Origin of the sequence: Herbiconiux flava (genome assembly GCF_013409865.1) — a bacterium.
Classification (GTDB): Bacteria; Actinomycetota; Actinomycetes; order Actinomycetales; family Microbacteriaceae; genus Herbiconiux; species Herbiconiux flava.
Map to the genome: position 1 here is coordinate 3,644,307 of NZ_JACCBM010000001.1, position 13,975 is coordinate 3,658,281.

13 protein-coding genes and 1 tRNA gene are annotated in these 13,975 nt (G+C 69.5%); 4 read left to right on the top strand and 10 right to left on the bottom strand.

What is annotated here, in order from left to right:
* Window positions 1-9: 9 nt before the first annotated feature.
* On the bottom strand, window positions 10-219 hold the full coding sequence (locus BJ984_RS17465) for a MerR family transcriptional regulator (RefSeq protein ID WP_179549095.1): 210 nt from the start codon (window positions 217-219) through the stop codon (window positions 10-12).
* A gap of 99 nt (window positions 220-318) precedes the next feature.
* On the opposite strand from BJ984_RS17465, the gene BJ984_RS17470 reads away from it, so the two are divergent.
* Entirely contained in the window at window positions 319-642 is a 324-nt protein-coding gene (locus BJ984_RS17470; protein WP_179549096.1) for a helix-turn-helix domain-containing protein, read from the top strand.
* Here BJ984_RS17470 and BJ984_RS17475 read toward each other — a convergent pair.
* Both BJ984_RS17475 and BJ984_RS17480 read right to left on the bottom strand, forming a co-directional pair.
* Window positions 608-680 (bottom strand) — tRNA-Lys (locus tag BJ984_RS17475). The two genes, BJ984_RS17470 and BJ984_RS17475, sit on opposite strands and share 35 nt — an antisense overlap.
* Before the next feature lie 114 nt (window positions 681-794).
* A complete protein-coding gene (locus tag BJ984_RS17480; RefSeq protein WP_179549097.1) occupies window positions 795-1,301 on the bottom strand; it encodes a septum formation family protein in 507 nt (168 codons plus the stop codon).
* A 112-nt stretch (window positions 1,302-1,413) separates the two neighbouring features.
* On the opposite strand from BJ984_RS17480, the gene bcp reads away from it, so the two are divergent.
* Window positions 1,414-1,896 carry a thioredoxin-dependent thiol peroxidase gene (bcp, locus tag BJ984_RS17485; RefSeq protein WP_179549098.1) on the top strand — a complete coding sequence of 161 codons (483 nt, stop codon included), beginning with the start codon at window positions 1,414-1,416 and terminating at the stop codon, window positions 1,894-1,896.
* A gap of 101 nt (window positions 1,897-1,997) precedes the next feature.
* On the opposite strand, the gene BJ984_RS17490 is transcribed toward bcp, so the two are convergent.
* A complete protein-coding gene (locus BJ984_RS17490; RefSeq protein ID WP_246306486.1) occupies window positions 1,998-2,318 on the bottom strand; it encodes a hypothetical protein in 321 nt (106 codons plus the stop codon).
* A 315-nt stretch (window positions 2,319-2,633) separates the two neighbouring features.
* On the opposite strand from BJ984_RS17490, the gene BJ984_RS17495 reads away from it, so the two are divergent.
* Complete coding sequence (locus tag BJ984_RS17495; protein ID WP_137835978.1) at window positions 2,634-2,882, top strand: WhiB family transcriptional regulator; 249 nt, start codon at window positions 2,634-2,636, stop codon at window positions 2,880-2,882.
* Between the two features lie 329 nt (window positions 2,883-3,211).
* Here BJ984_RS17495 and BJ984_RS17500 read toward each other — a convergent pair whose 3' ends face one another.
* Complete coding sequence (locus tag BJ984_RS17500) at window positions 3,212-4,705, bottom strand: sensor histidine kinase (RefSeq protein ID WP_173184075.1); 1,494 nt, start codon at window positions 4,703-4,705, stop codon at window positions 3,212-3,214.
* A gap of 420 nt (window positions 4,706-5,125) precedes the next feature.
* Here BJ984_RS17500 and BJ984_RS17505 point away from each other — a divergent pair, with 420 nt between their 5' ends.
* On the top strand, window positions 5,126-5,740 hold the full coding sequence (locus BJ984_RS17505; RefSeq protein WP_271206509.1) for an Rv3235 family protein: 615 nt from the start codon (window positions 5,126-5,128) through the stop codon (window positions 5,738-5,740).
* 165 nt (window positions 5,741-5,905) lie between these two features.
* Here BJ984_RS17505 and secA read toward each other — a convergent pair whose 3' ends face one another.
* The 5 genes from secA to mtrB all read right to left on the bottom strand — a co-directional run bounded on the left by secA (window position 5,906) and on the right by mtrB (window position 13,972).
* Entirely contained in the window at window positions 5,906-8,806 is a 2,901-nt protein-coding gene (gene secA, locus BJ984_RS17510; protein ID WP_179549099.1) for a preprotein translocase subunit SecA, read from the bottom strand.
* A 127-nt stretch (window positions 8,807-8,933) separates the two neighbouring features.
* Window positions 8,934-9,647 carry a ribosome hibernation-promoting factor, HPF/YfiA family gene (gene hpf / locus BJ984_RS17515; RefSeq protein WP_179549100.1) on the bottom strand — a complete coding sequence of 238 codons (714 nt, stop codon included), beginning with the start codon at window positions 9,645-9,647 and terminating at the stop codon, window positions 8,934-8,936.
* A 101-nt stretch (window positions 9,648-9,748) separates the two neighbouring features.
* On the bottom strand, window positions 9,749-10,459 hold the full coding sequence (locus BJ984_RS17520; protein WP_179549101.1) for a ComF family protein: 711 nt from the start codon (window positions 10,457-10,459) through the stop codon (window positions 9,749-9,751).
* 86 nt (window positions 10,460-10,545) lie between these two features.
* Window positions 10,546-12,276: an LpqB family beta-propeller domain-containing protein gene (locus BJ984_RS18810; protein ID WP_179549102.1), complete on the bottom strand. Its 1,731-nt coding sequence runs from the start codon at window positions 12,274-12,276 to the stop codon at window positions 10,546-10,548.
* Window positions 12,269-13,972 carry an MtrAB system histidine kinase MtrB gene (gene mtrB, locus BJ984_RS17530; RefSeq protein WP_271206508.1) on the bottom strand — a complete coding sequence of 568 codons (1,704 nt, stop codon included), beginning with the start codon at window positions 13,970-13,972 and terminating at the stop codon, window positions 12,269-12,271. Before mtrB ends, BJ984_RS18810 begins: the two co-directional genes overlap by 8 nt.
* Window positions 13,973-13,975: the final 3 nt, after the last annotated feature.

Genomic DNA, 13,975 nt, shown 5'->3' on the forward strand with positions numbered 1-13,975 from the left:
CCTGCCAACTCATGGCCGCTCCGCGGGAAGGTCGCTGAGGTCGAAGACGTACGCGGCGCCGTCGAGGCGGGCCAGCGGCACGATGTCGCCCGATTTGATACGGCGGGTGAGGGTCGAACGGTCGATGCCGTAGCGCTCACACGCAACCCGTGAGCCGACTAGCTGGCCCGGCCAGATAGTCCGGGGCTGCCATTGCCCGATTGGCTGATCATCATCCACCCCAGGAGCATCCACCATTGGTGGACGAATTACAACCGTGTGATTCGGCGTGGCGCAATGATTAGTGCATTGAGGGTCTAGTCATGCAATGATTGATGCATGGTTGATGAGCGTCGAGACACCGAAGCGGTTTCTTGGGATGAATGGGACATGGCCGACCGCATGAAGCGTGCTCTGCGATTGACGGGCATAAGCGTGCAGCAGATGGCCACGGACTTGGGCGTCGAGCGAGGCACTGTCGGCAGCTGGATCAACGGCCGGATCGTGCCCCGTAAAGCAACGGTTATGGCCTTCGCGCTGCGCACCGGCGCCCCGTTCGAATGGCTCTGGACCGGTACCCCCGGAAACGACAAAGCGCCCGACCCCGAAGGGTCGAGCGCTTCCGATGTGCACCCCCTCGGACTTGAACCGAGAACCCACTGATTAAGAGTCAGTTGCTCTGCCAATTGAGCTAGAGGTGCGTGGCTCTTGGTGAGCCAGTCGACAACATTAGCATGCTCCGGCGAGGTTCGCGAACCAGGGTCGCGCACCCCGCCGGAGACGGATCGGGAGCCCCTCGGGGAGGGGCAGATGAGTCAGATCGCGGCGTTCTCGACCGTGCCGGTGAGCTTGCCGGCGGGGTCGTAGACGAGGCAGACGACCGTGCGGTCGTCGAGCTCGTTCCACGAGTCTTCCGTGGGCGTGAGGTACTGCACGTCGAGCTTGGACTCGCTGTAGTCGAGGCCCACGAACTCCCCCATCGCGACGATGCACGCGTCTTGCGCCTGCGAGTGCACGGCGTCTTCGCCCGGGAACTCGCCCTCATCGATCTCGAAGGAGGTGAACGCCTCGAAGTCGTGCGGGCCGGCGCAGTCGACCACCGGCAGTTCGGTGACGTTCTCGTCGTCGGTGTCGTCGACGCAGTCGCCGGGTTTCACCGTGAAGACGTCGGTCTTGGTTCCGGGATCGGCCGCCTGGGACGCGCCGGGGTCGCCGACGGCTCGGGTGGGGTCGGACGCGCCGCCGCCGGCACAGCCGGTGAGGGAGAACACGAGGGCTGCCGTTGCGGCGGCCAGGGCGAGAGGTAGGGATCGAATGGTCATGGAGACATGGTCGGGGCGAGCATCCTCTGGGTGTGAGGAGTAGTTGCTACTCAATCTGCAGCCGGCGGGATCGGAGGGGCCGGGTGTCGGAGGGATGCGAAATACTGGAGCCATGACCGACACCTCCTCGCGCATCGCCGCCGGACAACCCGCGCCCGACTTCACCCTGCTCGACGCCGACGGGGTCGAGCGCTCGCTCTCCGACTTCCGTGGGCAGCGGGTCATCGTGTACTTCTACCCCGAGGCGGGCACGCCGGGCTGCACCACCGAGGCGTGCGACTTCCGCGACAACCTGAACTCGCTGAAGAGCGCCGGCTACACGGTGCTCGGCATCTCGCGCGACAAGCCGGCGAAGCTGAAGGGCTTCGAGGATGAGCAGGGGCTGAACTTCACGCTGCTGTCCGACCCCGACAAGGCCGTGCACGAGCTGTACGGGGCGTGGGGCGAGAAGTCGCTCTACGGCAAGACGGTGACGGGCGTGCTGCGGTCGACCTTCGTGCTCGACGAGGAGGGCGTCGTGACGCTCGCGCTCTACAACGTGAAGGCGACGGGGCACGTCGCCTCGCTGCGCAAGAAGCTGAAGATCGACGCGTAGCAGGGCTGCAGTCGGCTGGCCCCCCGCCACTGCCGCTGCCGCTGCCGGCGGGACGTCCGATACGGCGGACCGCTCAGAATGCGCGGCAGGCCGTCGGTGCGTCAGATGCGGCGGGTCGCCGCCACCACGGACGGCGTGAACAGCAGCACCAGCGCGAGCAGCGCGGGCACGAGCAGCCACCACCCCACGACCGGCGTCGCCACGATGCCCTGGAAGCAGCCGATCGCGATCACGATCTGGAAGAGCTGCCAGGTGAGGGTGCCCGCGCGCGTCCAGGCGGCGGCGCGCAGGGTGTGGATCGCCGCGAAGGCGAGGAACACCGCGGCGATGGCGGCGAGCACCACGATCGCCAGGGCGGTCTCGTAGGAGGCGGGCTGCTCGGTCAGCAGTTCGATCAGCAGCCAGACGACGACGCCCGCCATGACGAGCGCCTCGGCACCCACGACGACCGCCAGAAGTGTGAGCAGCGGAGGCCGCCGACGGCGAGCCGCGCCCCCGTCGGAAAGACGTTCATCGGGTGTTCGTCTGTCGTTCGCCTCGTCCACCACGCCTGTTACTCCCGAGAAAACCCTTGATTTGCAAATACCAGTATGCGACCATATTTGAGGTCAATGTTGCTCACAGTGACGTGAGCGGGTGCAGTCTGATCTGACTGCAACGTCTACCGTGCCTTTGACCTTCTACCCGAATCACTCGGTCATTCGACCGCAGCACCCTGCAACAAAGGAGCTCCCGCTATGGATTGGCGTGACAAAGCCGCCTGCCTGACAGCCGACCCCGAACTGTTCTTCCCCGTCGGGAACACCGGGCCGGCCGTCGACCAGATCGACAAGGCGAAGGCCGTGTGCGCACGTTGCTCCGTCACGGAGATCTGCCTGCAGTACGCACTCGAGACCGGCCAGGACTCGGGTGTCTGGGGAGGCCTCAGCGAAGACGAGCGCCGCGCCCTCAAGCGCCGCGCAGCCCGCGCCCGCCGGGCCTCGTAGCTCCCTACACCGACTCGGCGCACCGTCGCCCCGACGCCCGGCCTCACGCAGAGGCCGGGCGTCGTCGCGTCCGCGCCCGTTCGACACCCCGACGCCCACCTCGCACCGAGGCCGGGCGTCGTTCGTTGCGCGAACCTTCGGCACTCCGACGCCCACCTCGCACCAAGGCCGGGCGTCGTCATCTCCTCGACCCTTCGCCACCCCACCCCAGTGCTCACCTCACGCGATGTCGAGCGCTGTGGTGGCGGATGAGCTGGTTTCGCGACCGCACAGCCGCGCATCCTGAACCCGTAGCCGCTCTGGCCTGCCGGCCCGCAGCTGCGAGACCGCTACGGCTTCTTCAGCCAGCGCGTCGGGATCTCGATCGTCACGACCGTGCCCGTGCCCACCATGGTGTGCCAGTCGATCGTGCCGCCGAGCTCGCCCTGGATGAGCGTGCGCACGATCTGCGTGCCGAGCCCCGAGCCGACCTTGCCCTCGGGCAGGCCGGTGCCGCTGTCGCGCACCTCGACCGTGAGCGTCTCCTCCGTGCGGGACGCGACGATCTCGACCTCGCCCTCCTGACCGGCCAGCCCGTGCTCGACCGCGTTCGTGACGAGCTCGGTCAGCGCCAGCGCTAGCGGGGTGGCGTACTCGCTCGGCAGCACGCCGAAGCTTCCCGTCGACTTGGGGTGCACGGTCGTGTTGTGCGCCGAAGCCACCTCGGCGACGAGCAGCAGCACGCGGTCGAACACGGTGTCGAAGTCGACGCGCTGGTTCAGGCCCTCCGAGAGGGTGTCGTGCACGACGGCGATCGCGGCGACGCGGCGCATGGCCTGGGTGAGGGCGTCGCGTGCCTCGTCGGAGTGGGTGCGGCGGGCCTGGATGCGCAGCAGCGACGCCACCGTCTGGAGGTTGTTCTTGACGCGGTGGTGGATCTCGCGGATCGTCGCGTCCTTCGTGATCAGCTCACGCTCCTGATGGCGCAGCTCGGTGACGTCGCGTGTCATCACGATGGCGCCGAAGCGATGCCCGCGGGTGCGCAGCGGGATCGCCCGCAGGGACACCGTCACCCCGCGCGCCTCGATGTCGGTGCGCCACGGGGCACGACCCGTGACGACCAGCGGCAGTGACTCGTCGACGATCAGCCGGCCGGCGAGCAGCCCGGTGGTGACCTCGGCGAGCGACTGCCCCTCGAGCTCGCCGGCGAAGCCCATGCGGTTGAACGCCGACAGGCCGTTCGGGCTCGCGAACGTCACGATGCCGTCGACGTCGAGCCTGATCAGACCATCGGATGCGCGGGGCGCTCCGCGGCGCGGCCCGGTCGGTGCACCCAGGTCGGGGAAGTCCCCGGCCGAGATCATCGCGAAGAGGTCGTTCGCGCACTCGTTGAAGGTGAGCTCCTGGCGGCTCGGGGTGCGCGCCTCGCTGAGATTGGTGTGCCGGGTGATGACGGCGATCGGGCGCTCGGTCGTGGTCTGCTCGCTCACCGAGAGGCGGCGGAGCACGGGGACGGCACGAACGCGCGTCGGCGTCTCCTCGTACCAGTCGGGCGCGGCGGTGTCGACGATCTGAGCGCTCTCGAAGGCGTCGGTGACCTGCTTGCGCCACTCGGGCTTGATGGTCTGGCCCACGAAGTCGCGGTAGAACAGCGTGGCCGAGCTCGAGGGGCGGGAGTGGGCGACGGCCACGAAGGTGCCCTCGTGTGTCGGAACCCAGAGCACGATGTCGGCGAAGGCGAGGTCGGCCAGCAGCTGGCAGTCGCTGACGAGCAGGTGCAGCCACTCGACGTCGGCCTCGGTGGAACGGCCGTGGGTGGTGACGAGGTCGCTGAGAGTTGACACGCTTTCTAGCCTACGGTGCGCCGTCTCTGCGAACCCTCCGCAGACCCTGTGCCCTGATCATTCGCGCCCTACCCGCCGGCCCGAGACCCCACTCACAGACCCGAGTGAGGAAGGCGCTCCCGCGGCCGCGTTTCCCTACGAAGCGACCGCGGGAGCAGTTTCATTCCGGCCGGGGCTGCGGCAGTCGGGGGGAACGGGCGCCCCGACCGGAAATCTGAACCTGTGTGGTTCCGAGACACAGTCCATCACCGGAAGCGCCGGGGGCGTTATGAGCAATTCCCACTCAGCGCCGTGGTCCGACGGTGGAATTCCACAGGGCACAAACGCATCTGGACAAGCAATCTCGACACTGGTTGAGTACAGCCGCCGACACCTTGTTGAGCAATGCTTACTTCAAGCATGCGGGCGAAAGGAGCAACCGTGACCTCTCCCTCCCTCGCCGCCACGCCGGTGCGCGAGCGCACCAGGGTGGTGACGCCGGTTCCAGCCACCGTCGTGCGGGTCGAGCCCGCGTTCGGGGCGCCGTCTCCCCCGGGCGGCGGGAGTCCTGTCGTCGCGTCGATGCCGGGCGGCGCGGCGGGCCGCGATTCGCCGGCACCCGCCCCGCCCCTGCTCGACGACGGGGTCGATCCACTCGAGACCGCCGGCCTGAGCCGGAGCGCGGGTACGGGTCGCGGTACCGGCGAGGGCGGGTTGCTGCCCGACCCGCGGCCGCTCGCCGAGACGCTGGCGCGGTGCGTGGTCGAGGTGCTGGCCGGTACCCGTGACATCGACCAGATCGCCCGCTGGCTGTCGACGGATGTGCATGCGCACCTGATGAAGCGCGTCGTGCTGGCACGTCGGGCCCGCGCTCTCCGCGACGAGTCCCCCGGCCGCTTGACGTTCACCATGGGGTCGACCGTGCTCTGCGAACCGAGCGACGGTGTGGTCGAGGCGGTCGTCATCGTGCACGGCCGAGCCCGCTCCCGCGCGGTCGCCCTGCGTCTCGAGGCGCTCGGCCCGCGCTGGCGCGCGAGCGCCGTTCACGTGCTCTGATCCCTGATCCCCGCACCCGACCCACCCTCACGCCGCCGCGCAGTCAAATGGCACGACCGCGGGTGGGGCGAAGGCGTGTGGGGGTGTAGATGGTAGGTCAGGGAAACGGCGACGTCCCCACGCCGCGGGAGCGGGTGGGGACGTCGGGGTGCGGTTGGGGCGAAGCTACTTCTTCTTGCCCTGCGCCCGGCGCTGGGCGCGGTTCGCCGCCGAGGGGCCGGACGACTTCTGGCCACCGGAGGAGGACTTCTGGCCGCCAGCGGAGGAGCCGGAGCCCGAACCCTTCGACGAAGAGCCGGACGGGGACGAGCCTGACGACGCCGAGGCGCCACCACCCGAACCCGAACCCGCGCCGCGCGCGAAGGCGCTGGCGACGGGCGGGGTCGCCTTCTCCTCGGCCTGCTGCGCACGCGCCGTGGCCGCCTGCTCGATCTGGCCGCGCTGGTTGCGCACCTCGACGCCGCCCGAGTCGCTGGGGGCGGAGAAGCTGAGCTTCTCGGCCGGGGCGGTGGGCTGGGCGAGGCCCTTGGCCTCGACGGTGGGAGCGCCGACGGCGGTGGGTGCCGCGTTGACCTCGACCTCGAGGTTGAACAGGAATCCGACGGTCTCCTCGCGGATCTGCCCCATCATCGACTGGAACAGGGCGAAGCCCTCGCGCTGGTACTCGACCAGCGGGTCGCGCTGCGCCATGGCGCGCAGGCCGATGCCGTCCTTGAGGTAGTCCATCTCGTAGAGGTGGTCGCGCCAGCGGCGGTCGATCACCGAGAGCACGACGCGGCGCTCGAGCTCGCGCATGGCGGGCTCGCCGAGGGTCTCCTCGCGGCGCTGGTAGGCCAGCTTCGCGTCGGAGAGCACCTCGCGCAGAACGAAGTCGCGGTTGATGCGGCCCTTGTTGCCCGCCTCGGCGACGACCTCGTCGATGGTGATCGAGATCGGGTAGAGCGTCTTCAGCTCGGCCCAGAGCGCGTCGAAGTCCCAGTCGTCGCCGCTGCCGGCGGCCGCGTGGTCGTTCACGATCGCCTCGATGACGTCCTCGAGGAACTTCTGCGCGCGGTCTTGGAGGTTGTCGCCCTCGAGGATGTGGCGGCGGTCGCTGTAGATCGCCTCGCGCTGGCGGTTCAGCACGTCGTCGTACTTCAGCACGTTCTTGCGGATCTCGGCGTTGCGGCCCTCGACCTGCGACTGCGCGCTGCGGATGGCGCGCGACACGACCTTCGACTCGATGGCGAGGTCGTCGGGCACGCCGTTGCGGCCCATCAGGCTCTCGGCGGCGCCGGCGTTGAACAGGCGCATCAGGTCGTCGGTGAGCGAGAGGTAGAAGCGGCTCTCGCCCGGGTCGCCCTGACGGCCGCTGCGGCCGCGGAGCTGGTTGTCGATGCGGCGCGACTCGTGGCGCTCGGTGCCGAGCACGTAGAGGCCACCGGCGTCGATGACCTTGTCGGCCTCGGTCTCGACGTCGGCCTTGACCGCGGCGAACACGTCGTCCCACGCCGCCTCGTACTCCTCGGGGGTCTCGACCGGGCTGAGGCCGCGGGCGTTCATCTCGGCGACGGCGAGGAACTCGGCGTTGCCGCCGAGCATGATGTCGGTTCCACGGCCGGCCATGTTCGTGGCGACGGTGACCGAGCCGAGTCGGCCGGCCTGCGCGACGATGGCGGCCTCTCGGGCGTGGTTCTTCGCGTTAAGCACCTCGTGGCGCACCCCGCGCTTCGCGAGCAGGCGCGAGAGGTACTCGCTCTTCTCGACGCTCGTGGTGCCGACCAGCACGGGCTGGCCCTTCTCGTGGCGCTCGACGATGTCTTCGACGACCTGGTCGAACTTCGACTGCTCGTTCTTGTAGACGAGGTCGGGCTGGTCGATGCGCTGCATCGGCTTGTTGGTCGGGATGGCGACCACGCCGAGCTTGTAGGTGCTCATGAACTCGGCGGCCTCGGTCTCGGCCGTACCCGTCATGCCCGAGAGCTTCTCGTAGAGACGGAAGTAGTTCTGCAGCGTCACCGTGGCGAGAGTCTGGTTCTCGGCCTTGACCGCCACGCCCTCCTTGGCCTCGATGGCCTGGTGGATGCCTTCGTTGTAGCGGCGCCCGGCCAGGATGCGGCCGGTGTGCTCGTCGACGATGAGCACCTCGCCGTTCAGCACGACGTAGTCCTTGTCCTTCTTGAACAGGGCCTTCGCCTTGATGGCGTTGTTCAGGAACGAGATCAGCGGGGTGTTCGCCGACTCGTAGAGGTTGTCGATGCCGAGGTAGTCCTCGACCTTCTCGATGCCGGGCTCGAGCACGCCGACGGTGCGCTTCTTCTCGTCGACCTCGTAGTCGACGTCGGGCACGAGCTTCGTGGCGATGACCGCGAACTCGTTGAACCAGCGGTTCGCCTCGCCCGAGGCGGGGCCGGAGATGATGAGCGGGGTGCGGGCCTCGTCGATGAGGATCGAGTCGACCTCGTCGACGACGGCGAAGAAGTGACCGCGCTGCACCATGTCGGCGGCCTGCCAGGCCATGTTGTCGCGCAGGTAGTCGAAGCCGAACTCGTTGTTCGTGCCGTAGGTGATGTCGGCCTCGTACTGGACCCGGCGTTCGGCCGGCGTCTGGCCGGCGAGGATGCAGCCGGTGGTCATGCCGAGGGCGCGGAACACGCGGCCCATCAGCTCGCTCTGGTAGCCCGCGAGGTAGTCGTTCACCGTGATGACGTGCACGCCCTTGCCGGCGATGGCGTTGAGGTAGGCGGCGGTGGTGGCGACCAGGGTCTTGCCCTCACCGGTCTTCATCTCGGCGATGTTGCCGAGGTGGAGCGCCGCACCACCCATCAGCTGCACGTCGAAGTGACGGAGGCCGAGGGTGCGGGTCGAGGCCTCGCGCACGGCGGCGAACGCCTCGGGGAGCAGGTGGTCGAGGCTCTCGCCGGCCTCGTAGCGCTCGCGGAGGCGGGGGGTCTCGTCCTTGAGCTCCTCGTCGGAGAGCGCCTGGAAGTCTTCTTCGAGCGCGTTGATCGCCTTCGCATAGGCCTGGAGCTTGCGAAGGGTGCGGCCCTCGCCGACACGAAGGACCTTTTCGAGAACTGAGGCCACGGAGACTCTCCCACTGCTTTCGGGCTCGTACGGATCGCATGAGCGATAGCCATACTAGTTGCTCGTCCCTGAGCGTCGGCGGGAGATCCGGTGAGTGCTCCGTGGCCCCAGTGCTGGGGCGCGAACCTCAGCGGGAGGCGGCTCCGACCGTCTCCGAGGCGATCTCGGCGAACGCGGCCGCGTTCTCGTCGAGGCCGATCACGCCGTAGTCCCAGCCCTTTCGGCGGTAGACCACACTGGGCCGATCGGTCTCCGAATCGATGAAGAGATAGAAGTCGTGGCCCACGAGCTCCATGTGGTACAGCGCGTCATCGACCGTCATCGGCGCCGCCCCGTACACCTTCTTGCGGATGACCACGGGGCAGTAGTCGTCCTCGGCGTCTGCAGGTGACGCAGCCGACGACGACACGGCCTCGTCGTCGGAGCGACTCGACGGCACCCCGACGAGCACGTCGGCGCTGGCCGGCTCGACGTCGAGCGCGGTGAACGCCCCCGTCGTGGCCTCGTGCACCGACACGGGCCGGTGCTGCCCGCGATGCACCTTCTTGCGGTCTTTCGCCCGGCGCACCCGCTGCATCAGCTTCGCGAGCGCGAGGTCGAACGCCGCGTACTTGTCGGAGGCGGCGCACTCGGCACGCACCAGCGGGCCGGGGCCGATGAGCGTGAGCTCCACCCGATCGTCGCCGCTCTGGGTACCGTTGGCCGAGTTGTGGCGGCTCACTTTGATCTCGAGTGCGAGAGCTTTGTCGGCGAGATGCGCGACCTTCTCCGCCTTCTCGCTCGCGTACTCGCGAAAGCGATCCGTGATCCCTAGGTTTCTTCCAGTGATGTTGACTTCCATGGAGACCTCCTAGCCATATTGGTTGGCGCAGCCCCGACAAGCCGGGACCGTTCGCGCCTTGTGTCCCTCACCGTAGTACGCCCGCTCCGGATAGTCACCGGTTAACTCCCTGCCGGTCGTCTCTGCGTCACCTGGGCTTCACCGCGGCCGTCGCGCCGCCTGGTGTAGGCGAGGCAGACGGCCCCCTCGACCCGCGCGCCGACGGCCTCGAGGGCCCGCCGCGCCTCGAGCAGCGTGGCTCCGGTGGTCAGCACGTCGTCGACGATCAGCACCCGTCGGCCGGCCAGACGAGCGGATGCGCGAAGCGCCCCCTCGAGGTTCACCCGACGCTCCTCGACCCCCAGCCCGGCCTGATCCGCCACGTCCCGCACCAGCACGAGGCCCCCGCGCACCAGGCACCCACGCGGGCGCACCCGATCGCGCCCCACCCCGGATCGCCGCACCAGCTCCTCGACCGGCCGGAACCCGCGCCGCCGCACCGCAGCGAGCGTCGACGGCACCGCCACGATCTCCGACGAGGCGGACGACGCGACATCGAGCGCGACTCCGAACGAGCCCGCCAGCACCCCCAGGGCATCTGTGCGCCCCCGTTCCTTCACCGCCCCCAGCACGTGCGCGACGACGCCCCCGTACTCGAGAGCCACCAGCACGGAGACCGGCCCCGCCCGCACCCGCTGCAGCGACGGCCTGAGCGCGACGCGGCACTCGGGGCACACGCCGACATCGGCTGCCCCGCATCCGGCACAGCACACGGGCGACACCACGGCGGCAGCCTCGGCCAGCCAACCGCGAAGAACGGAAAAGGGGATCATGCGCCCAGGCTGCCTGAGGAGGGATCATCGCAGCCGTGCATCCGCCATTCTGTGGTGAGTCGCAGCGAATACCGAGAAGTGCAGGACTAGTTCTGCACCCCCAGCTCAGACACCCCGCCCGTCGTCGCCTGCCACGCGCTCCCCCGCTGCTGCAGCAGGCTGCCGTCGGTGCCGAGCACCCGCAGCCCGTCGAGGTCGTTCGACCCCGACAGCGACACGGCCGAGGCCGGCGCGCCGAGGTTCGTCGTGCGCCCGCCGAGCTGCTGCGCCACCACGCGCACCTCGCCGGGCAGCCCGGTGGCAGAGGCGACCGAGAACTGGTCGACCCAGGTGGCGTCGATCGGCGAGCCCGGCCCGGTGGCGAGCTCGACGGCCTGGCCGAGCTGCTGCGGAACCCCGTTCTGGTCGCGGATCACCGCGGCCACCACGAGCTTCAGCGCCCCCGCGACCTCGAGGAAGGCGAGCGCCCGGGTGCCGTCGCGCGAGATCTCGAAGCTCGTGATGCTCGAAGCGCCGTCCCACGTGGTCGGGATGCCGAGGGGCGCGTCGTTCGACGCCCCCGCGGCGACCACGGCGGTCGGGTCGCCGGACGGGATCGACCAGACGTAGCCCCAGGGGTCGACGGCGGGGTCGATCAGCCCCGGCCGGGTGTCGACCTGCTGCACGATCGGCACACCGTTCGAGGTCTCGCGCACGGCGACAACCGCGCCGTTCCCGGCCTTGACCGCCACCGTCCCCGACACCGCCGAGTAGGCCGCGGATTGCGGCTGCACCGATTGAACACCCTCGCTGATGCCGTCGATCGGGCTCACGCCGCCCCCGCTGAGGTAGCCGAACTCACCCTCGCTGACCACCAGCGGCAGCGAGTTCACGCGCGGGGTGGCGTCGGCCACGTTCGAGTCGGAGCCGGGGATCGGCACGACGTTCTGATCGACCGAGATCACCACCGACGAGGCCGAGGCCAGCCCGCTGAGGCTCGAGCGCAGCTGCGCCTGCATGCGTCGCAGATCGGTCTCGTCGGCCTGCAGCACGTTGCTCGACAGCTCCACCCGGGTCTGCCCCGACGCGGTCACCACCGACGTCGTCGAGGTGCCCTCGGGGAAGGCGGTCACGACGGCACCGTTGCCGAGCCAGGCGACCGGGCCCTTGAGCAGCGCCTTGACGACCCGCGTACCGACCGCGGAGGAGGTCGCGAACCAGCGCAGATCGGGGACGAGGTACGCGAAGGTCGGGTCGTAGTAGTAGAGCGCGTACGAGCTGAAGATCTGGTCGAAGAAGACGTCCTCGATCACGGTGCCGTCGTCGAGCCGGCTGATCCGCCACTCGCCGTCCTGCTGCGTGAAGCCGAAGCTGAGCGAGGTGGGCGCGCTCGACGGGCTCGCCGCGTAGATGCCCGAGGCGTCCACGGTCGCCACCGGCGTCGCCGACAGGTCGAGGGTCAGGTCGTCGCCGCGGCTGGTCGGCCGGGTGCCCGAGTCGACGAGCGTCTTCTCGTTGGGCTTCCAGCTCGCCGCCGCCGCGGAGGTGAGGTACTGGCGCGCGATGGCGTAGTCGTCCTGCGGGCTCTTCGCCGCCTGGATGAAGCCGTTCAGGATGGCCTGCTGCGACGCGCCCGCGGTCGGCCCCTCGGCGAGGAACACCACGTCGATGTCGTCGTCGGTGCCGATCGCGTCGCCCGGCTGCACCTCCCCCGAGCGCGGGATGCCGGTGCACGCGGCCAGCCCGGCCAGCACCACGAGGGCGAGAAGAGCGCCGAGCCACCGGGTGAACGAGCGGATGCGCGGCGAACCGCCCACCGAGAGAAGACGCTCAGCCACGATCGTCCCCCACCATCGACGTCGATCCGGTGGGCGAGCGCAGCTCGGCCACCGCCGGAGCCTCGCCGAACGCGTCGCCCGGCACCAGCGGCAGCGGAGACGACTGCCCACCTGCGGCGACCGAGCCCACGCGCCCCTGCACGCGCGGCAGGGTCAGCCGGAAGCAGCTGCCGGCGCCCGGCCGCGACCACACCTCGAGCGCGCCGCGGTGCAGCGTCGCGTCCTCCAGCGAGATCGCGAGGCCGAGCCCCGTGCCGCCGATGGTGCGCTTCCGCGACGGGTCGGCCCGCCAGAAGCGGTCGAAGACCCGCTCGGCCTCCTCCTCGGTCATGCCGCTGCCGTAGTCGCGCACCGAGAGCGCCACGAAGCGCTCGTCGCTGTCGACGCTCACCACGATCGGCTTGCCCTCGCCGTGCTCGATCGCGTTGCCGAGGAGGTTCCGCACGATGCGACGGATGCGGCGGGCGTCGACCTCGGCCTCGAAGTAGCCGCCGGGTGCCACCAGGCGGAGCGGCGAACCGGCCTGCTCGGCGAGCGACTCCATCTGCTCGATGGCGTCCTCGGCCAGGCGCACGAGGTTGGTGGGCTCGGTGTCGAGCGAGGCGGAGCCCGCGTCGAAGCGGCTGATCTCGAGCAGGTCACCCAGCAGCAGCTCGAATCTCTCGGTCTGGGTGTGCAGCAGCTCGGCGGTGCGGCCGGTGGCGGGCGGGAAGCTCTCGCGTTGGTCGTAGAGCACGTCGCCGGCGAGCCGGATGGTGGTGAGCGGGGTGCGCAGCTCGTGCGAGACGTCGGAGACGAAGCGCTGCTGCACCTGCGACAGCTCGGCCAGCTGGGTGATCTGGGACTGCATGCTGTCGGCCATCCCGTTGAAGGAGCGCGCCAGCGTCGAGATGACGTCCTGCCCGCGCTCGGGGATGCGCACCTCGAGCTGTCCGGCGGCGAGCTTCTCGCTCGTCTCGGCGGCGGTGCGGATGGGCTTGACCACCAGTCGCACGATCAGCCCGGCGATCAGTCCGATCAGGAGGATCAACGCGAGGCTCGACAGGAGCAGCGTCTGCTGCACGAACACGAGGGTCTGCTCGGCCTCGGCGAGGTTGTAGCCGATGTACAGCTCGAACTGCCCGGCGCCCGGGATGGTGAGCGGGGAGCCGACCACGATGCCCGGGTCGGTGCCGCCCGTCTGGTTGGGCAGCGGCACCGACTGCCAGTACTGCTGGTCGTCGGTGTCGCCGGCCACCGCATCCTGGAGCTGCTGGGTGATCACGCCGTTGCCCGCGAGCTCGGGGCTCGCGAACGAGAGCACGGTGGTCTCGCCGATGGACTGACCGGGGGTGGCGTAGAGCGCGATCAGCCGACTCGACGAGGAGGCGATGATGGCCGACTTGGCCGAGGAGAGCAGGGAGATGGTCGAGGCCTCGCCCCCTGCATCCGAGGAGTCGAAGATGGTCTGCGCCGCCGAGGCCGCGTTCTTCGACTCGACGAGCACCTGCTGCAGCCGCGACTGGAACAGGTCGTTGCCGATCGAGATCGACATGTAGGTGCCCGTCACGAGCACGGCGACGGCCGAGAGCGCGACCGTGATCACGACGGTGCGGAACTGCAGCGAGCGCCGCCAGGCGCGCACGATCCGGCGCGGCCACGAGCGCCAGTCGCGCAGCACGGCCGATGGGCGACGGATGCCCCGGCCGTCGCTCACGGC